General features: G+C 54.6%; 20 protein-coding genes and 2 pseudogenes. 8 read left to right on the forward strand and 14 right to left on the reverse strand.

What is annotated here, in order from left to right:
* The first annotated feature begins 368 nt into the window (after positions 1 to 368).
* Positions 369 to 2,342, forward strand: a complete 1,974-nt coding sequence (locus ACRWA7_RS29690) for a radical SAM protein (protein WP_438394126.1) — start codon at positions 369 to 371, stop codon at positions 2,340 to 2,342.
* Here ACRWA7_RS29690 and ACRWA7_RS29695 read toward each other — a convergent pair.
* The 3 genes and pseudogenes from ACRWA7_RS29695 to ACRWA7_RS29705 all read right to left on the reverse strand — a co-directional run.
* Positions 2,320 to 4,017 carry an aminotransferase class III-fold pyridoxal phosphate-dependent enzyme gene (locus ACRWA7_RS29695; RefSeq protein ID WP_438394128.1) on the reverse strand — a complete coding sequence of 566 codons (1,698 nt, stop codon included), beginning with the start codon at positions 4,015 to 4,017 and terminating at the stop codon, positions 2,320 to 2,322. The genes ACRWA7_RS29690 and ACRWA7_RS29695 overlap by 23 nt on opposite strands.
* Positions 3,990 to 5,540 carry an aldo/keto reductase gene (locus ACRWA7_RS29700; RefSeq protein ID WP_438396827.1) on the reverse strand — a complete coding sequence of 517 codons (1,551 nt, stop codon included), beginning with the start codon at positions 5,538 to 5,540 and terminating at the stop codon, positions 3,990 to 3,992. The genes ACRWA7_RS29695 and ACRWA7_RS29700 overlap by 28 nt, the downstream gene beginning before the upstream one ends.
* A gap of 520 nt (positions 5,541 to 6,060) precedes the next feature.
* Positions 6,061 to 6,322, reverse strand: a pseudogene (locus tag ACRWA7_RS29705) (ATP-binding protein); the annotation flags it as partial.
* Between the two features lie 754 nt (positions 6,323 to 7,076).
* Between ACRWA7_RS29705 and ACRWA7_RS29710 the strand changes: the two are divergent.
* Positions 7,077 to 7,361 (forward strand): hypothetical protein, encoded by a 285-nt coding sequence (locus ACRWA7_RS29710; RefSeq protein ID WP_438394131.1) that lies wholly within the window; start codon positions 7,077 to 7,079, stop codon positions 7,359 to 7,361.
* Positions 7,362 to 7,581: 220 nt separating this feature from the next.
* Here the strand turns inward: ACRWA7_RS29710 and ACRWA7_RS29715 are convergent, their stop codons facing one another.
* The 8 genes from ACRWA7_RS29715 to rfbG form a co-directional block, all read right to left on the reverse strand.
* Positions 7,582 to 9,021 carry a hypothetical protein gene (locus ACRWA7_RS29715; RefSeq protein WP_438394133.1) on the reverse strand — a complete coding sequence of 480 codons (1,440 nt, stop codon included), beginning with the start codon at positions 9,019 to 9,021 and terminating at the stop codon, positions 7,582 to 7,584.
* A gap of 161 nt (positions 9,022 to 9,182) precedes the next feature.
* Complete coding sequence (locus ACRWA7_RS29720; protein WP_438394136.1) at positions 9,183 to 11,273, reverse strand: hypothetical protein; 2,091 nt, start codon at positions 11,271 to 11,273, stop codon at positions 9,183 to 9,185.
* Between the two features lie 11 nt (positions 11,274 to 11,284).
* On the reverse strand, positions 11,285 to 12,640 hold the full coding sequence (locus tag ACRWA7_RS29725; RefSeq protein WP_438394139.1) for an NAD(P)/FAD-dependent oxidoreductase: 1,356 nt from the start codon (positions 12,638 to 12,640) through the stop codon (positions 11,285 to 11,287).
* Positions 12,641 to 12,666: 26 nt separating this feature from the next.
* Positions 12,667 to 13,713: a lysylphosphatidylglycerol synthase transmembrane domain-containing protein gene (locus tag ACRWA7_RS29730; protein WP_438394140.1), complete on the reverse strand. Its 1,047-nt coding sequence runs from the start codon at positions 13,711 to 13,713 to the stop codon at positions 12,667 to 12,669.
* Entirely contained in the window at positions 13,713 to 14,489 is a 777-nt protein-coding gene (rfbF, locus tag ACRWA7_RS29735) for a glucose-1-phosphate cytidylyltransferase (RefSeq protein ID WP_438394143.1), read from the reverse strand. The genes ACRWA7_RS29730 and rfbF overlap by 1 nt, the downstream gene beginning before the upstream one ends.
* A gap of 18 nt (positions 14,490 to 14,507) precedes the next feature.
* The gene (locus tag ACRWA7_RS29740; RefSeq protein WP_438394144.1) at positions 14,508 to 15,476 is read right to left on the reverse strand and encodes a glycosyltransferase family 2 protein; all 969 of its coding nucleotides are present in this window, start codon (positions 15,474 to 15,476) and stop codon (positions 14,508 to 14,510) included.
* A gap of 20 nt (positions 15,477 to 15,496) precedes the next feature.
* A complete protein-coding gene (locus ACRWA7_RS29745; RefSeq protein WP_438394146.1) occupies positions 15,497 to 16,408 on the reverse strand; it encodes an NAD-dependent epimerase/dehydratase family protein in 912 nt (303 codons plus the stop codon).
* Positions 16,405 to 17,490 carry a CDP-glucose 4,6-dehydratase gene (gene rfbG / locus ACRWA7_RS29750; protein ID WP_438394148.1) on the reverse strand — a complete coding sequence of 362 codons (1,086 nt, stop codon included), beginning with the start codon at positions 17,488 to 17,490 and terminating at the stop codon, positions 16,405 to 16,407. The genes ACRWA7_RS29745 and rfbG overlap by 4 nt, the downstream gene beginning before the upstream one ends.
* A gap of 669 nt (positions 17,491 to 18,159) precedes the next feature.
* Here rfbG and ACRWA7_RS29755 point away from each other — a divergent pair.
* From ACRWA7_RS29755 to ACRWA7_RS29765, 3 genes are read left to right on the forward strand one after another with little or no spacing between them, the layout of a single operon-like run.
* Positions 18,160 to 19,113, forward strand: a complete 954-nt coding sequence (locus ACRWA7_RS29755; RefSeq protein WP_438394151.1) for a GDP-L-fucose synthase family protein — start codon at positions 18,160 to 18,162, stop codon at positions 19,111 to 19,113.
* Positions 19,114 to 19,124: 11 nt separating this feature from the next.
* Positions 19,125 to 19,874: a glycosyltransferase family 2 protein gene (locus ACRWA7_RS29760; RefSeq protein ID WP_060858436.1), complete on the forward strand. Its 750-nt coding sequence runs from the start codon at positions 19,125 to 19,127 to the stop codon at positions 19,872 to 19,874.
* A gap of 1 nt (position 19,875) precedes the next feature.
* Positions 19,876 to 20,991 carry a glycosyltransferase family 4 protein gene (locus ACRWA7_RS29765; protein ID WP_438394155.1) on the forward strand — a complete coding sequence of 372 codons (1,116 nt, stop codon included), beginning with the start codon at positions 19,876 to 19,878 and terminating at the stop codon, positions 20,989 to 20,991.
* 2 nt (positions 20,992 to 20,993) lie between these two features.
* Here ACRWA7_RS29765 and ACRWA7_RS29770 read toward each other — a convergent pair whose 3' ends face one another.
* Together ACRWA7_RS29770 and gmd are read right to left on the reverse strand one after the other, a co-directional pair.
* Positions 20,994 to 21,587, reverse strand: a complete 594-nt coding sequence (locus tag ACRWA7_RS29770; protein WP_438394158.1) for a hypothetical protein — start codon at positions 21,585 to 21,587, stop codon at positions 20,994 to 20,996.
* Positions 21,588 to 21,598: 11 nt separating this feature from the next.
* Positions 21,599 to 22,636, reverse strand: a complete 1,038-nt coding sequence (gene gmd, locus ACRWA7_RS29775; RefSeq protein ID WP_438394160.1) for a GDP-mannose 4,6-dehydratase — start codon at positions 22,634 to 22,636, stop codon at positions 21,599 to 21,601.
* A gap of 847 nt (positions 22,637 to 23,483) precedes the next feature.
* Between gmd and ACRWA7_RS29780 the strand changes: the two are divergent.
* From ACRWA7_RS29780 to ACRWA7_RS29790, 3 genes and pseudogenes are all read left to right on the forward strand, one after another.
* Positions 23,484 to 23,967 (forward strand): annotated as a pseudogene (locus tag ACRWA7_RS29780) (adenylyl-sulfate kinase); the annotation flags it as partial.
* 5 nt (positions 23,968 to 23,972) lie between these two features.
* A complete protein-coding gene (locus tag ACRWA7_RS29785) occupies positions 23,973 to 24,164 on the forward strand; it encodes an adenylyl-sulfate kinase (protein WP_438394161.1) in 192 nt (63 codons plus the stop codon).
* A 554-nt stretch (positions 24,165 to 24,718) separates the two neighbouring features.
* Entirely contained in the window at positions 24,719 to 25,573 is an 855-nt protein-coding gene (locus ACRWA7_RS29790; RefSeq protein ID WP_438394162.1) for a symmetrical bis(5'-nucleosyl)-tetraphosphatase, read from the forward strand.
* A gap of 35 nt (positions 25,574 to 25,608) precedes the next feature.
* Here ACRWA7_RS29790 and rfbD read toward each other — a convergent pair whose 3' ends face one another.
* Entirely contained in the window at positions 25,609 to 26,511 is a 903-nt protein-coding gene (gene rfbD, locus ACRWA7_RS29795; protein WP_438394163.1) for a dTDP-4-dehydrorhamnose reductase, read from the reverse strand.

The raw sequence follows: 26,511 nt of genomic DNA on the forward strand, positions 1-26,511 counted from the left end.
GCCCCGAGCGCGATTAGTGCTCGGGGCTTTTAACCGCCGATTCCGGAATGGACCCGGTTCCAACAGTCGGACGTCATTGTATCAATATGAGCGCAGGTCTTCGAACATTGCTGCAGCGAGGTAATCGATGATCTTGCGCGCAAAAAAGAACTGGAATTCACTAAAGATATCTCACGATTTGACCTCGAACCGAGTATCGTGCTTCTATCGGAGCGTTAGATCCGAAGCGGTCAGGCGAGCAACAGAGGGGCTGTTCTATAGCGCCAGCTGGCTCCAGATTATCCGTACAAGCGCGTTCAGGATAAAGTTCAGGCGATCCACCGCCATGCGAATAATTGATCGGCATAGCATCCGTTTAAGGAACGATAATGAGACTACTCCGCCGGCGGGATGCTAACGAAACCTACTGCTATGTTGTGCTACCGGCGCGCGTACCTTCACCTCTTGGGATTTCCGCATGGGCCGCGCGCCTTATCCAATATCTCCAGGCAAGAGCGCAGGTTTTTGTGCCCAAACATACGGAAATATTGTTAATCAACAATGACACAAAACGCATCTTGCGTCTGAGTGACGGAAAATACCTCAAGCCTCAACATCTGAAGGTCTCCGGTACTCACGTCATTGTTAATCCGAGTTTTCTTTTGCAAGACGTTCCCCCAATCGCTGCACTTCTGGACCAAGTGAGTGATGAAATACCGGCAGTTTGTACGAACCCGGGTACTCAAGATTATTACGGAATTGCATGGCGGAATAATACCGTCTCGTCTCATGACGTATGGACTGCTCTGCACGCTCTAACTGCCACCACAGTCTCTCGAAAATTTAGTTTGAGCAACAATCTGATCGCCCACCAGATTCCACCATCCAGCACGTCAGCGTACCATTCACCAACGCTGGACGATATCGAGATAAAGATGGGTCGGTCCTATAGCGATGCTCCTATCTACATCAACGCTGCATTTTATGAATTACTTGAATCTCAACAGGATGAAGATCATCAAGGAGCTAGTACAATCGACAATACGATCGACGCGCTATTAAAACACCGTAACAGGTCACAGATACCCTGGGTATTCAACGCCTTGATCAATGAAATAGAATACCGACAAGGGATCACGGAACCTGACAGCCTTCCGCCCGAAATTCATCTTTCACTCACCGGCGCATGCAATCTGGAATGCCGTTTCTGCGCTTATACAGACAGTAACGCCATCTATGAATTCTCGGATTTAACAAAGATCATGCGACTGGATTTTTTACGCCACGTCCAGATTCTGCGTCTATCGAGCGGTTTGGGCGAACCCGCTCTAAACAAGCATTTACCAGAGATAATCAACTACCTTGCCAGAAGTTTCCCGCACCTCGGCCTCAATTTCTTTACCAATGCTGTTGCGTTGCATCGCCCCGGTCTCATCGATGCCTTGCTGAACCAGGTGAGGTGGATCAACGTCTCTCTCAATGCAGCAAGCGCAGAATCCTGGCAGATGCAGCACCAGGAGGATCATTTCGATCGAGTTTGCGCTAACCTGGAAAAATTAAAGACAGCGAAACGTGAGAGCGGCACACTGTTTCCACTCGTTTTCGGATCGATGGTCTTGAATGGCAAGAATATTTCAGATTTACCCAAAATGCCCGCGCTGTGCCGAAAACTCGGAATTGACCGATTAACCGCTTTTCCCTATGCCGCATTGGGATATCACACCGTTGCCCATACTTTTGGTCCAGAAGAAACCTTAGAAAACTTCAGGGCTGAATACGATGCTATCTATGAGGAAACTGTTCGGGAAGCCGGTATTCACCAGGTGTCATTGGAAATTCCATCACCCTCGGCTGAGAAAACAGTTCGGTATGGTCTGGAGGTCCGTGGATTCTATGATTTCGCGAAGATTGAGAAGAACGAATGGCAGTTAAGCAAGCTGGCGGATGCTTTCCTGCACTCCGAGACGCAGGACAACTTCTGCAGATTTCTTTGGCGTATGGGATGCATTGGCAGCACGCACAAAGGTAGCAGGGCACGCAATGTGTCTAACTACATGTACCCCTGCATCGGTCCGCTGTCGAGCGCTGAACTTTCACAGATGACAACATTCAATTTTCCAGGAGAAAACGAATTTTTGAATTTATGGAAAAATCCGGTTTTTAAACATTTACGCAGCGCACAAAAACAGAGCGACGTTTGTGCCGTTTGCGACAAGTGTCGCTGCAGTGATTCACGCGATGCTGAAACATTCCCGGATTTCGAGCGTCTTGTCGCAAAATTCACAACAGAAATGGATACGCTAATGTCCGTCAATAAAAAAACCTCAACAATAATTTCGTTCAAAGTAGTGGAATCTCGATAGTGCGGTCCAGCGTTCCATACCGCTCCGCCCGCGCAACGCACTCAAACGCCAGGCCGGCGCACTCGAGAAGCTGATTCAGCATGTGATCGTCATGCGCATAGCTGGGCAACATGAAGCCGTTGTAAGTCATGATTCCCCGTTTCAGCAACTCTTGAAAATAGAGCGTTCTCTTGAGTCGCAGGAGACCAACGTCGTTGTCCGAGAACACTACAGTCGCACGAAAGGCGGGTCCGACGCACTGCGCGTTGACGCCCAGTTCTGAACACAACCGGTTGACCCCTTCCCGAAGCTTGTTTCCATGCGCCCAAACGTGTTCGGCAACTGGTTCGGAACGATATATTCCCAGTGCGACCTTGGCGGCGGCAAGCGAGTAAATTTCGCCTTTGAATGTCGGTCCGTAGTGCGTGCGATGCATGGCGCTTTCCATGATCGCTGCACGTCCCACAAGAGCGGACAAAGGCATGCCACCTCCAAGCGCCTTGCCCAAACAAGTCAAATCCGGAATAACGCCGGTCGCCTTTTGAACAGTTCCGCCGGGATATCTGAAGCCCGTCATGATTTCATCGTAGATGAGCAGCGCCCCTGCCCTCTTCGCTGAATCAGCCAGGAACAGGAGGAAGGCGGGATCCGCGTCCTGAGGAGAACCTTGCGGTCCCTCGGCTGGTCCAGACGGCTCAAGCATGATAGCGGCGAGGTCACGCTTATACAGATCAAACAGTTGTTGAAAATCCGCTCGGTCATTGAATTTGAACCGATGAATCAATGGAGTCGGGCGATCGGGCACGCCGCAATTTTCGGAACCAACTTGCTCAACCCACCAGTCCTGCCAGCCGTGATAGCCCGAATAAAGAATGACATTTCGACCGGTGTACGCTCTGGCAAGCCGTGCGGCCACAGTGCAGGCATCTGAGCCATTCTTCCCAAACACCACGCGTTCCGCGCAGGGAATGTCTTCGGTAAGCATTTCTGCCACCTCTACCTCCAACGCATGTGGAAGGGGCACGACCGCGCCGCTTTCAAGCGCGCGCCGAACTGCTTCCTGCACACGAGGCTCGCCGTATCCAAGCAACGCGCAACCCCATCCCATCACATAGTCGATGTACTGCCTGTCCTCCGTATCCCAGAAGTGCGCCCCTTTCGACCGGGCGACAAACAATGGGTAATGCGCCCCGCCCGCCCCCGCCTGAATTCCGGCAGACGGTTGATAATTCCAAGGACAAAGCCGATTGGCTTTCTCCTGCAGCACGGCGCCTTGCGTCACAGGCGCGGCAAAAACTTTAATCCTGACCTTAAGGGGCGCCGAGCCTTTGTCGCTAAACAGTGCGACATTCTGCTCGATCATGTCTATCACAATTTCATGCAGCCCGACCTTGCCTGGAACTTGAAAAGACACGCGAAAGTCGACGCGTTCACCAGGGTGCACCTCCTCAACAGGCAAACTTTTTGTCACTGCAATCTGACCGTCGATCCACACCGTCAAATCCACGTTTTTCGCTTCAGGGTCGTGACGTCGCCAGATCCAGCTGGACCGGTTCTGGACCCCCACACGCAAGCTCCACATTGCACCTGACGCCAGCTCGGCAGGAAGATTAACTTCGCCAAACGCCGCATCATAAATTCGGGAGAGCTGCGTGGGTTCTTCACCGCTTACTTTACGTCGACTGGAAAGGAACATATCGCAATATCCTCTTCGGGCATGGGTGAAATGGCATCGCCAACCGACCGCAAGAAAACTTCAAGATGATGGTTGCCCGGCTGCGCCGGGGCCTTTATCTCAAAGGTAAAATGGGTCCGCGTATGGGGTTCTACTTCATGCCGCAAAGGGACCGTTTGATGCACGCCGCCAATCCGCGCAGATAAGATCAAGCCGCGCCCATTGGTCCAGCCACTTGCCGGTATCCATTTTTTTTCGCCCGCATTTTCACACCAAAGCCGGCACGTCCTGGACTGCCCGCGCGCTAATGCATCCGGGACTTCAGTCTGGAACAACCTGACGCGCCAGGGGCCGCGTGGTTGCTGCAACGCGCTTTGAGCAGGCGTCAGCGGAAGTAGTCCTTTTTTCCTAATGTCAAGCATGACTGAGTGAACCAGCGTCAAACTGTGTTTAATGTCTAACCCGGACGGACATTTGCAGGTCACATCATTGCACGTGCTACATGTCGATACTTCACCCGGATGCAAGTGAAAGTACTGGAGCCGATCCAGGGTTTCAAACGTCTCCGCAGCAATAGTAGAAACGTAAGCATCACGAAACAACCAGGAAACAGGGAGATTGTGGCTGCACAGAGAATCACAGTGTCCGCACCGCGTACATAAGGTCTGTTGCATCTGTGCACTGGACGCCTCTACCTGTCGTGCCTGTTCTGGGCCAAATGGCGGTTTGGTGAATCCTGCCTTGGCATTTTCTTCGGCCTCTTCCACGGACGCGGTACCCGGCACCACTGCTGTGATGTCAGGGTCAAGCAGCAGGTGGCGCAGCACATCGCCGGCGGTTGGCGTCTGCTCTTCCGTACTGAAGCGGGCGTGAGGCGCAAAGGCTTTCCCTTTGCACAGCAGTCCGCCCCCCAGGGACTTCATCAAGAGGATCGAGACCCCATGCTCGCGAGCCAGAGGGAAAATTTCGAGCTTGTTTCGAGATAGAGTCTCGAAGGTGGCGGGAGGCTCCGGATAGTAAGACAGGGCGTGAAAGCCGAGCGTGTTGTAAGCGAGTAGAATCGAATCAAACACCTTCGATTGAATCAGTCTCTTGATATATTCCGGCGCGCCATGCGACTCGGCGAATATCGAACGCAATCGGCCTTCCCGCTTTTTCTCGAGCAGGAACTCGATCATTCCGCCTGCGCCCCAAACGTTCTCGTTCAGGCTTTCCCTATCTTCAACGCAAGCTATTCCAAACACGTCCAGTGTGCTGGTCCCAGCACGCCTGCACGCCATTTCAAAAAGCCATTCGAAATGGGAAATTGCGCCGTATCCCTGGGTGAATACCAAGACTTTCCGGCCGGATTCCTTGACGGCCTGCGCTACCAGGTCTTCTGCCCCCTCATAGTCGGGTGCGGTATGGACAAAATTTACGCCTAGATCAAACCCGCGCTTTAAGGTGTCGATTGCTTGTTGATGTGGAATCATGCGCAACTGACATGTCCCAAATCCGACGGCGCTTATTTGCAGACCGCTCCCCCCTAGAGGCCGGTAGCGCATTTCTCGACTCAAACCGCGCTGCTTCCATTTCGAAAAAATCCAAGCCAATTTTTGACCTCGCTAAGGGCCGGCGCGTTATCCGCCTGAACGTAAGATAAACGTAGTTCGATTCGAGCGCTATAGCCTGGGCACAGGACTCTCATCGCGCACTGGTGTAAATTGAAATGGGGCCGCCCCTGACTTTGGGTTTATTACGCGTCCTGCTGAAGTTATCTGCTTCGCCAAGCATTGGCTTTCACTCTGAAGAGACAAGCCCACCATGCCAACTCCAGGGCTTGACTTGTTGCTGCATGCGCCAAGTCGCAGGGGATGGGTTCGCCGTCATGCGTGTGGTCAAATTTACGCGATCTGCCTAGTCCTAGTTACGCTGATCTGTGACATCGACACTGAGATTGTAGATTTTTGCGCCATTGTCGTTCGGCTATACGAACGTTCTGCGTATTCGGCGACGTGACCGCGGATCTGGAATGTGACCGATTCGGCGGTTTGGGCGTTGCGGTGTCGATTGTAGATTTCCTGGTCAGTTCTGGTCGAGTTGGAACTCCATGACCCTGGGCTTTAGGGCTGCTTTTCTAAGTGATTCACCGGTGAACGTGATCCGGTGATGTCGCTGTACAAGACGGTCGACCATCGCATCGGCGATGGTCTCATCGCCGATGCAGCCGTGCCAGTGCTCGATCGGCAACTGACTGGTGACGATGGTCGCCTTGCCCCGCCGCGCGATCTTCGATCATCTCGAGCAGATCGTTTCGAACCATCGCATCGAGGGGAGCCATTCCCCAGCCGCCCTCCCTTCGAGCGCGAGACGGTGGTTGCAACCCGGAAAATGGCAATGCTGAACATTGGGGTGGACATTATCTACGTTCACGTAAGCCTCGTATAGTTCTTTTCTTACAGTTGCATTACTTCTAGCGAAGAAACTCATAAGATAACGAGGAAAAGAGGATGGATCGGCAACCGGGTAGTCCGACTCCAATGGTGCGACCGCCACCTTTCCGTCCACCGTGGGTAGAAGCGATCCGCGCATCTAGTTTTTGTGTTCACGCTTATGTCAGAAAACCCCGCAAAGTAAATTTACCTATTTTTTTTACATAGCTCTTATAACTCCGGAGATCTTATGTTATCGACTTTGTACATGTTAGTTTACGAGGAAGAACCGGTCGCTGCTCGTGCAACGCGAGCGGAGGCCGGGATGAAACGATGCCGCAGCAGAGGCGACAGCCGCATGCTAAGGGGTGTGATCTGGAAGGGGAATTCAGCTTTTGTGAACGGTCTCCCAACTAGTCCTCTTCCGACAGTTTTCCTGACGCTTGGCCGCAGCCGAGTTGCGGAGGAAACTCGATCGAGCAATGCACATAGCCGACACCGTTATTGACCGGTATCTGCATGACCGCGAGATTATTGCGGCGTGTGGATAAATTAGTGGCCGCGAAATACAATGTCTGCATCGCCTAGGTCAACCGGTCGTGCTTGGCCTGATCGTCAGTCTCTCAATGGAGTACTTATACTCTCGACAGAAAAAAGGGATGCTGATCAATGAACGACAATATGCACGAAGCCAAAGCTGCGATCAAATGCGATCTGTATGTGCTCGGTTGGGTGTCCGTTAGCCTAGGTGCGGCATTGGGGCTTTGCGTGCTGATCGGCCCCGCTGGACTCGGCATAGCGGCCATTGTTGGCGTTGCCGGAGTTTGGAAGGCTTGCTGGAGCAAGCATCGCGTTTCCAAACGACTCTGGTGGTATTTCTGGAGTGGGCTGCTCGTGCTGGATGCAGGCATGGCCTTTTTCGAAACTCACCCTTGGTTCTTCAGCGTAAAGTAGGAGAAAGAGTTCCACGCAAGCGACGCCGGCCTCCAAATGCTCACCAACACGATGAAGAGTGGACACGGAGCTCGTTCACTTGTACATGAGCGGCTATCTTAAATCCCAGTCCTGATAAGCCACCCCATTCAGAACTTTGCCGGTGCCATCATCATGCATTGCGTCAACTACGTCATCGACTCCGCAGCAGGCATGTAAAGGTGGACGGAAGGCATTTTCGCTAAGGCTTCATGCAGTCGGGCATGACCATTACATAGGTCGCGCTTTCGGCGAACCGATCCTTGCATCGCGCGTCGATCTCCGGGCTACGCCGAACCATAACGTATTGCGCGTCAACAGTTGGATCCCCCCCGTTAAGCCAAACAGTCTGCTTGTCCCCGAACGGATGTTGAAATGACGTGTTGGAGATCATAAGGTTGATTTCGGGTGATAATTCTTTATCGTATGACACCGTATTGCCCGGCCGGAATCCAGGTAAATCGAATTGCGCAACGTGATTTGCATACTCGATAGCGCGGAGTACCGGGACGACAGGAACACTAAAGGGTTCCAAGATATGGAAAGCCGCGAATCCCGCGAGGACTGGCGCAGCGAGCCATCCATACCGCCACGGACGCGGCCACCGATCACCCACGAACCTTACGCCGTTAATCATCGCCAGGGTCACGACTACAAACATGTGTTTCTTGACGGCATAATCGGAGCCGGCGTGCATGACGTGCAAGACAATATATTGCACAACCGCGAGTATGGCCGTCGCAAGTCCCGCGCATCCGAGTACAGCGTCAACTTCGCTCAGCGAACGGCCGCTGAAGTTTCTCCACAACGCCAGCAACGCGATCGCTCCGCAAACTGTCGCTGCCACAAGAGTGAAGGAATAGCTGAATTGCACATAGCCATTCGTTTCCGCCGCAGCACGCATAGCCTTGAATGAGGGATGGAAGAGCAGGATTAGCACGGTCCCTGCTCCGGTTATGCCGAGCGCGCGTGCGATCACTACTGGCGACCGGCCCGCGTGCCACGCCCGAACGCCCTCATAGAACATCAGCAACAAGCCACAACCAAGGATCTGGATCGCAATCAGCGCATGCACCCACATACTGACAACGCCCACCACGAGCACAATAAACGCTCGAGCCCATACATTTGTCATACGGGCAAGGGTGCCCAGGGTCATTAGAAGCAAAACGTCAGCCACTTGTTGCGAGTAGAAGAAGTTGAGTACTACTTCCCACCCGATCAGCGAGTGAGTGTGCGCAAGCAGGATAAATGCGACCGCGACCAGGACTAAGTTTACGGGGGAATCTTTTCCAACCAGCTCGAGCACGAGCAGGTATGACACGTACACAGATGCGATAGAAATCAACACGATTGCCACAAGCCCAGAGCCGCCAATCCAGCCCCCCACAGCAGCAAGCCAATGCGCACCCGCCGGATATATGCTCATGATCCCGATCTGTACCTCCGGGCGCCGCTCGCCATGCTTCATGATTTCATCGACGAGCATGAAGTGCTGGACGAAATCCATGCTTAGCTCGATGAAGCGTCCGAAGTCCATTAGAAGGGCGATACCGACTAGCGATGCCAGCAGATAATAGGGGACGCGAGGCGTTGTTTTTTGCATTGGGAAAATATCAGCTTTAGGCAAGAGCGCCATCATAAACACCTTGCGCGAATTGCCCGATAAGGAAGCTCTCCGGGTCACCATGCTTGACGTCTAACGGCTGCTCGAGATCGGGACCATTGTGCCAGGCCCTGTTCCCATATCGGCTGACAAACGAGATGTGAGAATCACATTGATGCCATGAATCGCACACAGGTCTAAAGGCCATTACCTGAAACACGCCCTTCACCATTGAAACTCACACGCACCAAATAATTGCGGTTGCGAGTGGCTGAGACCGACATGGACGCTTTGGACGAACGAGCGAAATCTTCGACTTTCGCAAGATCGTTAGCATTGAGCAGAAAAGAAACACTTGGATAAGACTTGGGGAACTCGGCATTCAATAAGCGCTGATCGAATTCGAATGTGCTGCCCGCCCCAAACATCTGGTATAGATAAAAACCGCCCATGAAAATGGACGCGTGCGAGACAAACACCGGCTTGCCGCGTGCGTTAGCCCATACAAATGCCATCGCCTGCGCAATATCAGGGTCCACATATCCCCCCGCTGCCGTCAGCGTGGGGCGCGTCAGCGTATGGACACGTATCGCATTACGAAAGTCTCGGTTACGCGCCGCGACAACGAGCACCGCGAGCACAAGCATCACACCGGCAACTGCGACCGGTCCCCGTCTCATCCATGCGCCGCCAATTCCTCTTGCGATGAGCAGACCTTTCAGCGCCGAAAATGTCATAACGGCGAACCCAGTAAATAATGGACCGACAAACCACTGAGGGACGTTCTTGGCGATGTCCCATATATTGAAGTCAGTCAGACCATGCAAACCCAACTTCAAATGCAAAAGAACGAGCACCAATGTCACTGGTAAAAACGAAAAGAGTGCGACAAATCCGGGTTGCCGATATCTCGGGTTTGCAAACGGAAGAAACATGCAGCCCAGAACAGCGACCAGGATCATCGGTGACAAGTTCTCTTTAAAAGAACGAAGCAGGTAGGTGACAAATCGCGTGTGGCCATCGAGCGGGGCCCGTTCTTCCATCACGGCATGCCCGAATGCGTCAGTCCAAACTGCGATGTGAGCAACCGCAGGCATCAGGCATAAACAGAATATGAAAGCGACCAGCGGCACGAAAGGCGTAAGGCGCTGAAACAGGGCGCGGTCGTGGCCGGCACTGCGCATATAACGTCGCAACAGACAAAGTCCGAGAATCAGGACCGCCTGACAAACGATTAAAGTCAGCAAAGGCTGATGACTGCCCTCCCCAGCCTGCAGAGACGATTGAATCCCCGAAATGGAAACAGGCAGGGCCAAAAGTGTCCACGCCAGCAACGAAACGAGATCGGGCAATACACGAGAACGGCCCAACGACAGCGTCAAGTAGATCGCCCAAAACACGAGCCCATACGGCACAACCACGCTACCGAGAAAGATAGCCGCAGAAAAATAGACATTTGACTCGTGCCGATGGCGCCCGGTTTTGTCACTGGCCAGCGACACCGCCGCGGCGATGAACATTGGCACGGCAAAGATCGAGTCCTTGCCCAAATTGATCATGCCATACATGCCGAACCGGCTTAATACCAAACCTGCGAACAACACTAGCGTGACCATCAGACGCGGTCGAAGTCCGAGGCGCTCGCCAACATGCGCGGACACGAAAGCTGCCATTAGCACGAGCAGCACTTTCATGCCGGCGCTGGTCGTAGCGACCGGCAGAGCTCCTTGCAACAGAGCGGGTAGCAGCATGATGCCGGAAAAACCCGGCATTGGAGGACAGGGAATGGTCCCAGTCAACAAACCTACCGCCCGGACAAGAGCCCCGGTCGCCGCATTGTCCGCGGCATTCCATCCCCAACCCAAAACAAAGTGTTGGATTTGCAGGATCTGGATCGAGTCGAGCACGCTCGGAACCTGAAAGCACGCAAACGTGCCAACGAGTAACCCGAGAATTGCGACCGTCACAAGGTATGCCGGAATGGAGCCTCGTTTTCGAGCGGGAGTCCTACGCGACAGCATGATGCCGCCGCCAATGATGATCAGGTCGAGAACGGCGGTACCGACAGCCAGATATGGCTTCGACCCGCCTGGAAACAATACCCACGCAAACAAAAACCACACCGCATTCAAATGGACACCCAGTGCAAACGGTGTCAGGAAGCGACTTGCGCCGGTTCTACGAAACTTGAGCCCCAGCGCCCCAACCATTTCACGAAGCGCCCAGCCGGGCAACCATACATGCAGTAATGCGGTCAGCAGTGCTATCGAGTAGATCGCTACTGTCATCTCATCACTGTTCAGCTGGCATCCCGTGCTTCCCGCATCGGGTCGCTGGCCGCAAGCGTACTTTCAATAACACCGGCCACTTCCTTCCCGTCCCGAATCGCGTAGTTCGTGCCGCGGTCTTCAGGGTAGATCTGAGCCATTGTTGAAATCAGCGCGTTAGCAAAAGGGGTCTCACGCCCCGGTACGTACTTCGAATAGTCGCGTTCAGTGACCGGCTGCGCATAATCAGCGCGCCAGAGCCGGAAATCCTTGATCCAGGAACGCTGCATCTCGGGGAACATACGCTTCAAATGATCCAGCGCATATTGAAGATACTGCTCGTCGCCGTATTTCCAGACAGGGTCGGCCGTCGCAATGTAACGCGACAGGAACACGATGTGATTGCCAGCATAGTTAGCCGGCGGATCGAAGTTGGTATGTTCAATAACTCCAACAAACGGAAAACCAGGATCGTTGACGTTGAGCCAGTAGGTGTCGGAAAGACTCCGATCCATTTCAAGCACGAGGCACATATTGCCCAGGTAGTTCACGCGGCGCAACGACTCGATCCATTTCGGGGCACTCACCTTCTCGAGCAAATCCGCGATTAGAGGGAAAGCCGGCGTAAGCAAATATTGTCGGGCACTAACTTCCTCCGTCCCCAACTGCAGCGCTTCAATACTCCCGTTCGCCGCACGCACTCCGGTTGCTCGCACGTTATAGCGCACCTCGCCACCGCGCTTTACGATTTCGTCGGACATCGCACGTGCGAGACGACCAAACCCGCCACGGAAATAGGCTAGTTGCTCGCCGCCCTGTTTGTCTCGCGTGCTGCCGCGCAAAACGAGTTTTTTCCAGAACCACACGGCGTTGACGGCATCGGCAAACACAGAAAACTTTGCATCAATCAGGGGCTGCCACACCACACGGTACACCGTCTTGCCGCACAGCGGCTCGAGCCACTCGCGGATTGTCAAATGCTCGATCTGCCGCCAGTCCTTGATCTTGCGGACCTGGAAAACCAGTAAGCCTAATCGGATCCGGTCAATGATCGACAGCGGCGAGAAGCGCAACAAATCAAGCGGGGTGGACAGCCGCCACATCTTTCCGTTGAAATACATGCCAGTCCGCGAAGGCAGCGTCACGATCTCGCCCTCGAGACCCAACTCCTTCACAAGCTGCGGCACATAAACATCGTTGTTAAACCAATGATGGTAAAACTTCTCGATGGTTACGCCATCCTGAAACTGGAAGGTTCCAGCGAGGCCGCCCGGATGGGCATCGCCCTCCACGATCAGCACTTTCCGGCCTGCGCGGCTCAAAGCCAAGCCTGCGGTCAAGCCGGTAAAACCCGCGCCCACAATGGCGACGTCATATTGTTGATTCATGGAACACATCCAGTATTGATTTTCAGCTAAGAAACCGAACTGCGCGCACGCGCGGCAAACAGCTTCGGATTCAACAGGATTGCAATGCCTCCGGCGACCGTGGTCGGCAACCAAAGAGACAAATGAGCGAGAACAGCAAAGCTGGCGGCCTGTGCCTCAGTACCGCCGAGCGCACGAACAGCTGCAAAGGCTGCAAGGTGAAACGGGCCAACATAGCCAGGCGACGATGGTACCAATGTCGAAAGCGTAGCGATGGCCATGACCATGAGGGACGAAGCATAGTCCGCGTGCATCTCGAGGCCTCTGAACATCGCCCAGAACAACCCTGCCTCGCCCGCCCAGACGATTGTCGACAGAAGCAGCACGTGCAACATTGTTCGCAAGCTGCCCATTGTGCTCAACTGCTCTATCAGCGACGCGGCCAGTCGGATCAGTTTCGCTAGCGCTGGCATGCGCTCGAAGCGGCGTGCGATCCATTCCAGCATTGAGATCAACGAACGTCCGAACACAACAATAGTCGCCAACCCCGCCACACCCGCGATTGCAACAATCATCACCGTCTTGCCAATCCACTCGGGCAGCGGCATCGGTGAAATGAGCAAGCCAATTCCCAAAGACAAAAGCAACGTCAGCAGATCGATCAACCGCTCGAAAACGAGACTCGCGGTCGCGGTCACGCGGCTTACTCCGATAGCCGATGGAAACACAAGCGCGCGCACCAGGTCACCCGCACGCAACGGCAGCACGTTATTCAATGCAATTGACCCGAGAAACGGTGCAATGCATTGGCGAGTGCTTACGTTCGCGCCCGCCGCGCGCAGCATCACCTTCCATCTCTCGATGCGAGCGGAATAGTCAATTGCAAGCGAAACAAGTCCAACAACAAGGAAATGCCAGCGAAAATCCGACAGAGCAAGTTTCAGTGCATCGAAATCTACCCGCCGGAAAACTAGAACAAGACAGACGAGGGAGATCCCCACGCCAAGCACCTGTCTGATCCATGATTTCCAGCCGGCCTGCTGACGCGGAACGCCCGGCAACGGTCGGTCGACGCCCGCCTTTTCATCGTTCATCATCGGATCCATGTCGCCCAGGGCGCTTTGCCGGATTCCCACAAAGACTCAAGATGCCGCTTGTCGCGCAAAGTGTCACAAGGTTGCCAGAACCCGTGATGGGTAAATGCCGCGAGCTTTCCGTCACGGGCCAGATTCTTCAACGGATCTTGTTCCCAAGGCATCTCATCGCCCGATACGTAGTCGATAGCGCTCGGTTCAACAACAAAAAAACCACCGTTGATCCAGCCGATTTCGTCGCTAGGCTTCTCTTCGAAGCTCGTTACGCCACCGTCGGACGCCAAGTTGAGTACACCGAAGCGACCTGGTGGCTGCACAGCAGCAACCGTTGCAAGTCGACCGTGCTTTCGGTGAAAAGCGATTTCGGCGGTGATATCAACATCTGAAAGCCCGTCACCATAGGTGAGACAAAAGGTTTCGCTGCCCAGATAAGGCGCCGCACGTTTCAACCGGCCGCCTGTCATCGTATCTGCGCCGGTATCAATGAGCGTGACCTTCCAGTCCTCGGATTGCGAGTTAAGAACCTCGTGCGCACCCGTTCGCAAATCGATCGAAAGATCTGCTGTGTGACGGTAGTAATTGAAAAAGAATTCCTTAATCACATAACCCTTGTACCCAAGGCAGATCACAAACTCCTTGATACCGTGATGCGCATATGATTTCATGATGTGCCACAGCAAGGGACGACCACCTACCTCGACCATCGGCTTCGGCTTGTAATCCGACTCTTCGGCAATGCGCGTGCCTAATCCGCCGGCAAGAATCACAGCTTTCATAAAATTCTCCTCAACTTTCTAAAGTCTGATATCCGCCGGGGCGAGGTTCAGGGTCTCTTCCGCAATCGCGACGGGTTCAGCTCGTAATATCAAATAGATGCGCAGTAAATACTCGCCAAGAATGCCCAGCAGCAGCGACTGAAACCCTATGCCGAACAGCACAAGGATATGTATGCTGGCGAGGCCGCGTGGTAGGTCGGGATGAAATGCACGCAGGATAAGGTAATAGACCGTCCCGAAGGCCGACAGCCCGAGGAGAAACAGGCCACCATAAGTTGCTAGCCGCAACGGCAATACCGAGTGATTAAATACGCCCGCCAACCCGAGTTTGACCAACTGCGCCACGCCAAACTTGCTCGACCCTGCAACACGGGCCATACGCGAATATGGCACCCCGATCTGCTTGAATCCCATACCGGCAATTAACCCGCGCAAATAGGGATTCGACGAACGATACCGCTGCAATGCGTCAATGACCTTGCGGTCCACCAGACGAAAATCGCCAGCATCGCGCGGAATCGCGTGTTCACTGAGTTTATCGATGGTCCAATAGCCGAACTTGCGAAAGGTGTTGATCAGCCATCCCTCCGGCCGTTTTTCGCGCACACCGTATACAACGTGGTACCCGTCGCGCCACAACTGGAAGAATTGCTCCAGCAACTCAGGCGGGTCTTGCAAATCTGCGTCGATTTGCAAGACTGCATCACCGCGCGCATGCATATAGTTGGCGAGGATCGAACGCTGAAAGCCCACGTTTTTCGAGAAGCGGATCGCGCGAACTCTTTGGTCGACACTCGCCAAGGCGGTCAGCTTCTCCCACGTCGCATCGGATGAGTGATTGTCCGTGAACAGGAATTCGAGCCGGCACCTGTCGGCCATGGTCTCACTCAACTTTCGGAGACGGGCGTATAACAGGTCAAGATTGTCCGCTTCATTTAGTACAGGTACTGAAATTGAGATGAGCGGAAGATCTACCGAAGTGTCCATCGATATTGTTTCCATGGCAATTAATTCGATGCGATTTGACGCAACGTTGCACGCAGTCCGTCATCGAGTGAATGACTAGCGCGCCAACCGGTTGCCTGTTGCAGGCGAGCCGGATCACCAACAACAACCGGGAGGTCATCCGGACGCAGCGCGAGCGCGCCAAAGCGCAACAGGGATTCGTCTGCGCCCATGTGGCCCGCCAATGCGCTCGCAAAATCGCGGACCGATGTTTCAGTACCGGTCGACAGATTGTAAGCGCCATTTTTCATTCGGCCTTCTATCAACGCGAGCGCTGCAACGGCTAATCCGTCGCATGCATCGTCGACGTACAAAAAGTCCCGAATCTGAGTTCCCACCGAAAGATCAACGGCCTTGGAGCATTGCAGGTTATAGATCAGCGATGGCAACAGGCGGTGCGCAGCCTCGCCCGGCCCATACACGTTAAATGCGCGAAGCACTGCAACCGGAAGACCTTGTTCTGCAGCCGTCGCCAATGCCAACAAACCGCCTGCAGCCTTCGACGCACCGTAGAGCTTATGCGACTCGAGCGGCATGTCCTCGGTGAGCATGTCCATGTGCTGGGCTGCATATTCCGCGCTACTGCCCATCAGAACCACTGCACCGATCCCAGACGCGTTGGCAGCGGCCACGACGTCGGAAGGCAGCATTGCATTGACGCGGACCAACTCGGTCCGGTTTCGATCCTGAGGATGCACGCCTGCGGCCGCAAGATGGAACACAACATCGAAACGATGCGCCGCCATGACCTGCTGCAAAACGGTCGCGTCGAGCCGCGCGCTTTCAATGTTGAGTACACCCTCGACCGAACACGCGCGCCGCCCAATCGCGACCACCCGATGCCCTCGCGCTAGCAAAGTGCGCGCGAGATTCATGCCGATAAAGCCCGAGGCTCCCGTCAGCAATAGATTCACGAACGCATTCCTTCGCGCCAATCTGCCAACTGGCGCATGCAAAGCTCACGTGCTCCTGTATTGCCTGAATGAAAAGCGCGGTACCAGGCCGCGGTTTCCTTGACCACACGTTTGGTATCCCAAGGGGGAGTCCATCCAAGAACATTGCGTGCAAGGGAGCTGTCAAGCGCCAGTGCGACGGCTTCCGGTAATGGGTTCTGCTGGTAATCCAGGGTTGGGCGTTCCCAGCCGTCCGAGAGAATCTCGAGCACGTCACGAACGCTGAATTGGCGAGATTCATGCGGGCCAAGATTCCACGCGCGCGCAAATGTTGCACGGTCTCGCTCCAAACCAGCGAGCAGCATCAAATACCCTTGCACAAGGGCCAGCACATGCTGCCACGGCCGGGTTGCGTCGGGATAGCGAAGCGTCAACGAACCGCCGGTATTTACTGCTCGCGCAAAGTCAGGGATCAACCGGTCCTCCGACCAGTCTCCGCCGCCAATGATATTGCCGCCGCGTGCCGTTGCAATTCCTACCGGATGCCGGGAGTCAGATCCGAACGAATAGCGGTAACTGTCGATCACCATCTCCGCTGCGGCCTTCGACGCGCTATACGGGTCTTTCCCTCCCAGCGCATCGTTTTCCCGATAGGGCCACGCCCACTCGTTATTTTTGTAGACCTTATCGGTCGTGACACAGACAATCGAACGGCAACTGGCGGTAGCGCGTGCCGCCTCCAGCACATGGGCGGTGCCTGTCGCGTTGGTAGCGAAGGTCAAGACCGGCTCGCGATACGACCGCCTAACGAGAGGTTGCGCCGCAAGATGAAGCACTAGCTCTGGTTGAAAGCGCGTGAAACAGTCAAGCACAGCGTGGAAGTCACAGATGTCTCCTTCGGTTCCCGCTACGTCGTTCGCGACATCGGCTTCAACATAGAGCGAGGGCGAAGTTTCGGGCGCGAGCGAGAACCCTCCGACCTCAGCACCCAGTTGCTTGAGCCAGAGGCAAGCCCAACTTCCGGTGAAGCCTGTGTGGCCCGTTACCAGGATCCGCTTCCCGGACAGTACTGATTCAAATCCAAGCTGATTTGTCTCTCTCAAGAATGCTCCCTCACCACCTAATCAACGATTTTAGTTCGCCTGAAACCGGCACCCGGGCTGGCTTCACGTTTTGGTCTCCGATCAAACCGCTAGCTCCGCCAACTACTGCGCTTTAGAGCCATCACGGTCAAGATTACGGAATCTTTACGCAGCCGGCATAAGTTGCACAGTCCGGTCATTTCGAGGATATCTTCTAGTTAACGGATGACATCGCCCCTGCCGACGCACGGTTCCGGCAATGCGGCGCAATTATGCCATTACGCGTAATGTTTTTGACCATCAGACGTCAATAATGGACGCCATCTACCAATAAATGCCACGTCATTGATGACGCAACCGATTATGGGCGAACAGGTCAGCCGCGAACATCGTCCATCCATTTAATAAATCGACAGGTGTAACGCGGGCGCTAAAAGACGCTTTTGCGCGTTCCTACTCAATGGAATTTACCACGAACCCGGTGGCTCAACGTCCGCCGCGCGACGCTTTGATGATGACACTAATGTTATAATTGTTGATCGTTACCTGCTAGTGCGCCTAAGAGATCGCCTCTCGCCGAAACTGGAGCAGCTGGTATTTCCACCTCAGATGTGGCTTACCGCGCGACCATTCTGGCGCGACTCGAGGGTTCGGCTGGTCCATCCTTTTGATGAGTGAGAGATATCGACAATGTCGACGAGCGCAGCAACCATCACCAAGGCTTCTAAAATCTACGTCGCCGGTCATCGTGGCATGGTCGGCTCAGCAATTGTGCGCCGCCTGAATGCCAGCGGATATGAAAACGTCCTGAGTGCGACGCGCGCGGAACTGGATCTTGAAGATAATCACGCCGTGCGGACGTTCATGCAGCGCGAAAAACCGGATTATGTCTTCCTCGCGGCGGCGAAAGTCGGGGGCATCTACGCGAACAATACGTATCCTGGCGAATTCATCTTTCAGAACCTCGCCATCCAGAACAACGTTATCCATTCGGCCTACGAAGCAGGTGTCCAGCGGCTGCTGTTTCTCGGTTCATCCTGCATTTACCCGCGTGAGTGTCCTCAGCCTATCCGCGAAGACTACCTGTTGACTGGTCCGCTCGAACCGACCAATCAGCCGTATGCCATCGCTAAGATTGCCGGAGTCGAACTCTGCGACGCGTACAACCGCCAATATGGTACGCAGTACGCGAGCGCCATGCCGACCAACCTCTACGGTCCCAACGACAACTATGACCTCGCGACCAGCCACGTGTTGCCGGCGCTGATTCGCAAGGCGCACGAAGCGAAGTTGCGCGGCGATCACGAACTGGTCGTCTGGGGCACAGGTACGCCGCGCCGCGAATTCATGTATGTCGACGACATGGCGGACGCCTGCGTCTTCATGATGGAATCCGGTGTGCCGTCCGGCCTGTTCAACATCGGCCTAGGAACGGACGTCACGATTCGCGAAGTAGCGCAAGCGGTGATCGAGGCAGTCGGCTTCGACGGAAAATTGACGTTTGACACCACAAAGCCCGACGGCACACCGCGCAAGCTCCTGTCTGTTGACAAACTGAAGGCGCTCGGCTGGAAAGCGAAGACCGAGTTGCCAGAAGGCTTGCGCCTCGCCTATCAAAGTTTCCTGAACGGGGACAAGCGGTAGCTCACCAACGTATGCCCAATCGCAAGCCCGCCGTTACTGTCGTCGTTCCTTCGTTCAACCAAGGGCGCTTCCTCAAAGACGCCCTTCGATCGATAGCCTCGCAAAGTGTCCCCACCGAAATCTTCGTGATGGACGGGGGCTCGACAGACAATTCGGTTTCTATCATTCGAAATTGGGAATCGAAGCTTGCAGGCTGGCGTAGTCACAAGGACGACGGGCAGGCTGCGGCAATCAACGAAGGCATTGCCCTCGGTACAGCACCGTATGTTTGCTGGCTCAACAGCGATGACTTCTTATTGCCCGGTGGCCTCGGCAAACTCGTCGCAGCACTAGAGCGGCACTCCATGTGGCCAGCCGCGTACGGCAAGGCGCTGCATCTCGATGAGGTTACTGGTCGGCGCACTCCCGCGTGGGTCGAACCGTTTAACGAGCGCCGCATGGCAACACGCTGCGTCATCACCCAGCCAGCGTCACTGGTCCGGCGCAGCGCTTGGACCGCAGTCGGAGGCCTCGACACGTCCCTGAAGATGGCGCTCGACTACGACCTCTGGTGGCGTCTTTATCGCACCGGTGGTCCGCTTGGTTTTGTCGATGAAGAAGTCGCGGTCAACCGGAACCACGATGAAACCAAAACGCGTATTCATCGCCGCCTGCACTACAAGGAAGCGATGGAAACAGTGCGCCGCCATCATGGCCATGTACCGTTGAAGTGGTGGCTCGCCCAGCCTTACGCCGTCTGGTGGAAGACCCTCATCCGCTAGCATGCGAGTTCTTCATTTCTATAAGACCTATAAGCCGGATACGATAGGTGGCATCGAGCAGGTGATTGGTGAGATCTGCAGCGGCTCTGCACGTCGAGGTGTAGCAAGCGACGTACTCACTGTCAGTCGCAACACGTCAACAGTGGATCTGGGCGACCACATGCACTATCGGGCGCGGCTCGACCTCAATATTGCATCGTCGGCGTTTTCGCTGTCGTCGCTCTCCCGGTTGAAGGAACTCTCCCAGCACGCCGACGTGATCCACTACCACTTCCCGTGGCCGTTCATGGACATGGCGCATTTCCTCACACGTTTGAACAAGCCGACGGTCGTCACCTATCACTCGGATATAGTCCGGCAGAAAACGCTTCTGCACTTCTATCGGCCGCTGATGATGCGTTTTCTCGGCAGCGTCACGCGCATCGTTGCGACCTCGCCGCAGTACGCGAAGAGCAGCGTGGTATTGCAGCGGTTCGCAGATAAGGTCGAGGTGATCCCTTTCGGGCTAAACACACAAGCTTACCCTCCCGCAACTCAAGCCAGAGTGGCCGAATGGCGGGCTCGCGTCGGACCCAAGTTCTTTCTGTTCGTTGGCATGCTGCGCTACTACAAGGGCTTGCATGTCCTGCTGGACGCCCTGAAGGGCTCCGACTACACCGTCGTCATCCTGGGTGGTGGCCCTCTCGAGAATGAATTGAAGTCGCAGGCTGCAGCACTGGATTTGCGCAACGTGCATTTCGTCGGCGCACTGCCTGATGAAGACAAGGTCGCCCTGCTTACGCTGTGCTATGGGCTCCTCTTTCCGTCGCATCTGAGATCGGAAGCATTCGGCATTTCACTGCTGGAAGCAGCTATGTTCGGCAAGCCGATGATCTCGTGCGAAATTGGCACTGGAACGTCTTATGTGAACATGGCTAATGAAACCGGGCTTGTCGTGCCCCCATGCAACCGCGCCGCGCTACGAAATGCAATCGACCAGATGTGGCACGATGAAGCGCTCGCAGTGAGATTTGGATCTGCGGCGCAGCAACGATTCTGCAAGCTTTTCACTGCGGACAAGATGGCCGACTCGTATGTCGATTTGTATAGGCGAATTGCTTACGAGTTTTCACGCTGACGTCAGATATCCCAGGATTCGATCCTGACTACGCCAGATTCGGCAGTGCGAACCCGTGTAGCCGCAATGCCGGCGATGAGTGCTGAATTGCGAACGAAAGCGTTCATGGGGCCATCGTCGGTATCCGCAGCGTGAAAGTGCTCGCGCAAAGCCGCGTGACTAATAAGACCACGGTAAATCACCTCCTCAAACTCAAAGCGAAAGTTGACGGTCTCCGAAAACCAGTCGTTCGTCGGAAACAAATTCGTTTCCTCACTCTTTCCTTCGCGAGTTTGAACGCGCCTTGGATTCGAAATGAAATTCAAGCTGCGCGAGGTTACCCGGCTCATCGATGGTTGACGATGACAAAGTGCATAGATCGCCCTTTTTATGAGGAATCGCAGCATGCCGGCCGAAGAACCATTAACGGCGTGAATAAGAATTCGGGCATCGATTTGATCAGCATAACCGACCAAACGCTTGACAGTATTATCTTCGAGTCGCGAGTACTCTCGACACCGATCGACAGCAGAGCCACCTCCCACAAAATCAGTTGGGTTGGTGGTTCCACTGTATCTCGGCCGATCTGACGAAACACTAGCCTGGTCCCAATGCACGAATTACTCGTTTAGAACGAAAAACCCGCCTTATTGCGGCGTAGGTCTTCGTCGACCATCATTTTGCAAAGCTGCTCCAGTGTAGTCTTCGGTTCCCAGCCAAGCTTTTCCTTTGCCTTTGCGGGGTTGCCGATCAACAGCTCAACTTCGGCCGGACGGTAGTACTTCGGATTTACGCGTACCAGCACTTTGCCGTTCGAATCGACGCCCTCTTCCTTTTCTCCCGCGCCGCGCCAGTTCAATTCAACACCAGTTGCCTTGAACGCCATGGTGACGAAATCGCGAACCGTCTCTGTCCGGTTGGTGGCAAGCACGAATGTATCCGCCTTGTCGGCCTGAAGCATAAGATACATGCCCTCGACATATTCCTTGGCGAAGCCCCAGTCGCGTTTCGCATCGATGTTGCCCAGTTCGAGCACATCCAGCTTGCCAAGCGCAATCTTTGCCACTGAATCGGTGATCTTGCGCGTCACGAACTCGCGGCCGCGCAACGGCGACTCATGATTAAACAGAATGCCGCTCGAACCAAAAATATCGTACGACTCACGATAATTGATCGTAATCCAGTGGGCATACAGCTTAGCGACGCCATAGGGACTACGCGGATAAAACGGTGTGTCTTCCTTTTGAGGAATTGCCTGGACCTTCCCGAACATCTCGGAAGTAGAAGCCTGATAAAACCTAATCGATTTATCAACAACACGGATTGCTTCCAACTGGTTCAACGCGCCTACGCCGGTGATTTCTGCCGTGGTAGCCGGCTGGTCAAACGAGACTCCGACAAAACTTTGCGCCGCAAGGTTATACACTTCACGCGGCTGGGCCATTTCGAGCAAGCGGATGGTTGCGCCCAGATCGGTCAGATCGTGCTCGACTAGGTTCAGCTTCGGATGGTTCAGGACACCAAGCTCCTCCATGCGCCAGAAATTGACCGAACTCGTACGCCGGTAGGTGCCATGAACCTCGTAGCCCTTCTCAAGCAACAATTGCGTGAGGTATGCTCCGTCTTGCCCCGTAATGCCTGTGACCACTGCGCTCGTCAATTCCATCTCCTTTAAGTAGACCCATCTGCTCGATAGCACTATCGCGCTTGATGGAGAAAATGCTCAGGGCTCAATTGTAACCGAGCTAACATGGCCGCCCAAGCTTCCGACCTAAGTTATAAGATGCAAGGGCGGTACCTGGCAACCCGTCCGCAGCGCGCCTGGCTCTACCGACTTCTGACAAGCGCAAACGGCACATGACCGCATTTCGATATATGGACGTAACGCATAGCGCGTCTACACTTAAGCGCGAGACGTCACGAGAAATCTTAAACTCAGAAAAAAGATAAAAATCGTGTGAAGTACAAGCGTGTTCATCAATCAGTTCACGTCACGTGTTTTCTCATCGAATAGATCACTTGAGATCACGTGGCGTCTGCGTGGACGTTCGTCGCGTGACGCCCAGTTCCCAGGACAATCCGCGAGAGCATGAACATTTCTCAGTCAAAAAGCGGAGCCAAGCTTCTTCTGGACATCGAATTACGCCTCGGCATAAATAACCGCAGTAACTTCTAAGAGTTCCCGAAAATTTAAGATGTGAATTTTGATTCCACAAGCGAGTTTCAGAGACCATCCGATTGAAGTCGACTGAAAGGTTAGAAATATTATTTAAGCCGATAATAAAGAAATGGCCTATTGTCCATTCAAAAACTTATCCCAAACGTTTTATCAGACTTCTCGGAAATGAACTCACGTGGTTTAAACTTGAAGTTAGCTTTAAAAAAATTGCGTTGTCAAAATTTAAAATCGAGCGTTTTGACCAGCATTTATTACGAATAAAATATTCATTGCGACAAATTTGACGGTGAAAAGCCATAGGTAACGTAGCTGTTATTAATCGTGTGCGTACGCAATGCCGACCAGTTTGCGGACAGAACCGGAAATTTTACGCAGGACTTTTACGGCACCTCGTCAAAATTTCGCTCCGATCCTCGCCCGCTCTTCACTTCATGTCGTGAAGCAGACAACTACAGTCACTCGTGCCAATCGAGAGGCGAGAAATCATCACCGCAGTGCTGTCGTTTGGCTGACGGGGTTGCCAGGTTTTGGAAAGTCAACAATTGGGGATGCAACGGAACGCAATCTCTACGCGCCAGGCATGCAAACCGCTTCTCGACGGTGATAATGTTCGGCTTGGCTTGTGCGCTGACTTAGGGTTTTCCGAAGCGGATCGTAACGAAAATGTCCGGCGGGTCGCCGAGACAGCCCAACTATTTGTAGAGTGCGGCATACTTGTCATTGTTGCGCTGCTTTCCCCGATTCGGGAGACACGAGAACGGGTAAAACAGCTGTTTAACCCTGACGACTTTTTCGAAGCTTATTGTAGTTGTCCGTCCATAGTTTGCCCGGGGGCAAGATCCCAAGGGCCCACTATGCCCGAGCAACGCGTGGAGAGATCCACAAATTTACGGGGGTGTCTTCCCGCTACGAGGAGCCGCTGTCGCCAACGCTGTGTTTGAATACAGACCAGCAAACAGTAGAACAATCTGTCAAATTGCTCACTGAATTGTTAATCAAGCGTTGCAAGCTTTAAGCATTGCGAAACTAATAGTTCGTTCTCACTGTTACATAGTTTCAATGCGATGGCATGATGTGAAATTAGATCAGGTTGTTCGCATACCTTATGCGATCGCATTGACTAATGCGACCCTATTTCATTTACCACACTCAGGCGACGCGTACGTCTTGACCAGACACCTCCACTTCACGCACGCTCGTAATTTTTGATATGGATATGTGAGTTTCGCCGACGATGCTTTAGCTATCGCCTAGGTAGGTGCCAGTCCGTTTTGAGGCTCGTTTCCATTGCGGCAAAGTACAAGAAACACCAAGCGAATACATGCTAGGCACGGCGTCGATGCAATTAAGCGGTCAGGTCTCCGCCTAAGCGCCAACGCATCGACATCCAATTCTTAGTGACGCAACACCTGACCACGCCAAAAGCTTTTGCCAGTTAAACTACTTCCTTATAGCGCAACCGCATCCGCAATGACTTGCAACCGGCGGATGATACGTTGGCATTGCGAACACCGTTACGCGCCCGTCCTCCGACACTCCTTCACCGATTTTGTAGCCAGTGCCTCACTTATGCTGCTTTCCCCTGCCCAACGCCCCGTCCCCCTCGCATTCGGCGACATTCAGGGCTGCCGCGAAGCATTCCAGCGTCTATTGGCGAAGGCTGCGCCCGGCGAGACCACGCCGCTGTGGTTCGCCGGCGACATCATCAACCGCGGCCCGGAATCCCTTGCCACGCTGCGCGACCTGATCGCGCTCGGTGACCGCGCCGTTGCCGTCCTCGGTAATCACGACCTGCATCTGTTGTCCGTATCGGCGGGCATTCGTAAATCGAAGAAAGGCGACACTATCGACGATATCCTGGCCGCGCCCGACGCCGCCGATCTCCTCGACTGGGTCAGGCATCGTCCGATCGCGCATTTCGATCACGGCATGCTGATGGTCCACGCCGGCGTTCTGCCGCAATGGGACGTGGCGACCACGCTGGAACTCGCCGAAGAATTCCAGCGCGCCCTGCGCGCGCCGAACTGGAAGGAAACGCTCGCGAGTCTCTACGGCAACGAGCCGACCCGATGGAAACCGAAGCTCAAAGGCGCCGACCGGCTGCGCGTGATATGCAATGCGCTCACGCGCCTGCGCTTTTGTTCGCCCGAAGGCGACATGGATTTCTCGTCCAGCGGCGGCGTAGCTTCGGGTCCCCCCGGATTCATGCCGTGGTTCGACGTGCCTTCGCGCGGGACATCGGACGTAACCGTCATTTTTGGTCATTGGGCGGCGATCGGACTGATCGTTCGCGACAACATCATAGGACTGGACTCGGGTTGCGTCTGGGGCGAACAACTCACGGCAATCCGGCTCGCAAGCGACCCCGCCGACCGCAAAGTGACGCAGGTCGATTGCTCGAACTGCCGCGCTGTAATCGACTGACGCACGACTAACGCCCGATTAACGCAATCACCGCCTCAAAGCTGCGATTGCGCCATGCACTGGCGCAGCGCTTCGTCCCAAGGAGGCGGCTCGATGCCGAAAACATCCGCCAGCTTGCCGTTTGAAAGCCTGGAGTTCAACGGCCGCACGGTGGGAGGCAGGTGCGAAATCGTTGGAATCCCTTTGATCACGGGCTTGGCCGGCTGCCTCGAATTATCAAAGATCGCCTGCGCGAAACCAGCCCACGAGGTCGATCCCGCAGCCGTGAGGTGGTAGACGCCCGAGCGGCGAAACCAGTCTTCGCGCTGACCGCGAAGTAGCTGCGACAGCGCGATGGCCGTTTCGTCGGCGATGGTTCTCGACCACGTTGGCGCGCCTATTTGATCGTTCACCACGCTGAGTTCGTCGCGCTCGGCGGCAAGCCGCAGCATGGTCCGAAGGAAATTCGTGCCCTGGGCGCCGTAGACCCAACTCGTGCGAAAAACCAGATACGCGCAACCCGACGCCGCAATCGCCTGCTCTCCCGCCAGTTTGCTGACGCCATAGACATTCAGCGGATTCGTCGCGTCATCCTCCACGTACGCACCGGGTTTGACGCCATCGAACACGTAGTCCGTGGAGTAATGCACCAGCAACGCACCGAGACGTTTCGCCACCCGCGACAGCGCTTCCGGCGCTTCCGCGTTCAATCGCATCGCGCCAGCAACATCGGTTTCCGCTGCATCGACGGCGGTATAAGCTGCCGCGTTCACAATCACCGCAGGCGCGATATCGCTGACCACTTGCTCTATCCGTGCGATGTCAGAAAGATCAAGGCCCGCACGATCGAACGCCACGACACGACCCAAGCCTTGCAGAATGCGCACAAGTTCAAAACCAATCTGGCCGGTCGCGCCCGTCAGCAGAATGGTCGGCTTCGGCAAATCCCGGACTGTCAT

The sequence above is a fragment of the Caballeronia sp. DA-9 genome, assembly GCF_051615025.1.
Taxonomy (GTDB): domain Bacteria; phylum Pseudomonadota; class Gammaproteobacteria; order Burkholderiales; family Burkholderiaceae; genus Caballeronia; species Caballeronia sordidicola.

Excerpts from the sequence above, each read along its gene's own strand:
- ACRWA7_RS29690 (WP_438394126.1), top strand. The coding sequence starts at position 369 with ATGAGACTACTCCGCCGGCGGGATGCTAACGAAACCTACTGCTATGTT.
- ACRWA7_RS29695 (WP_438394128.1), bottom strand. The coding sequence starts at position 4,017 with ATGTTCCTTTCCAGTCGACGTAAAGTAAGCGGTGAAGAACCCACGCAG.
- ACRWA7_RS29700 (WP_438396827.1), bottom strand. The coding sequence starts at position 5,540 with ATGCGCTACCGGCCTCTAGGGGGGAGCGGTCTGCAAATAAGCGCCGTC.
- ACRWA7_RS29710 (WP_438394131.1), top strand. The coding sequence starts at position 7,077 with ATGAACGACAATATGCACGAAGCCAAAGCTGCGATCAAATGCGATCTG.
- ACRWA7_RS29715 (WP_438394133.1), bottom strand. The coding sequence starts at position 9,021 with ATGATGGCGCTCTTGCCTAAAGCTGATATTTTCCCAATGCAAAAAACA.
- ACRWA7_RS29720 (WP_438394136.1), bottom strand. The coding sequence starts at position 11,273 with ATGACAGTAGCGATCTACTCGATAGCACTGCTGACCGCATTACTGCAT.
- ACRWA7_RS29725 (WP_438394139.1), bottom strand. The coding sequence starts at position 12,640 with ATGAATCAACAATATGACGTCGCCATTGTGGGCGCGGGTTTTACCGGC.
- ACRWA7_RS29730 (WP_438394140.1), bottom strand. The coding sequence starts at position 13,713 with ATGAACGATGAAAAGGCGGGCGTCGACCGACCGTTGCCGGGCGTTCCG.
- rfbF (WP_438394143.1), bottom strand. The coding sequence starts at position 14,489 with ATGAAAGCTGTGATTCTTGCCGGCGGATTAGGCACGCGCATTGCCGAA.
- ACRWA7_RS29740 (WP_438394144.1), bottom strand. The coding sequence starts at position 15,476 with ATGGACACTTCGGTAGATCTTCCGCTCATCTCAATTTCAGTACCTGTA.
- ACRWA7_RS29755 (WP_438394151.1), top strand. The coding sequence starts at position 18,160 with ATGTCGACGAGCGCAGCAACCATCACCAAGGCTTCTAAAATCTACGTC.
- ACRWA7_RS29760 (WP_060858436.1), top strand. The coding sequence starts at position 19,125 with ATGCCCAATCGCAAGCCCGCCGTTACTGTCGTCGTTCCTTCGTTCAAC.
- ACRWA7_RS29765 (WP_438394155.1), top strand. The coding sequence starts at position 19,876 with ATGCGAGTTCTTCATTTCTATAAGACCTATAAGCCGGATACGATAGGT.
- gmd (WP_438394160.1), bottom strand. The coding sequence starts at position 22,636 with ATGGAATTGACGAGCGCAGTGGTCACAGGCATTACGGGGCAAGACGGA.
- ACRWA7_RS29790 (WP_438394162.1), top strand. The coding sequence starts at position 24,719 with ATGCTGCTTTCCCCTGCCCAACGCCCCGTCCCCCTCGCATTCGGCGAC.
- rfbD (WP_438394163.1), bottom strand. The coding sequence starts at position 26,511 with ATGACAGTCCGGGATTTGCCGAAGCCGACCATTCTGCTGACGGGCGCG.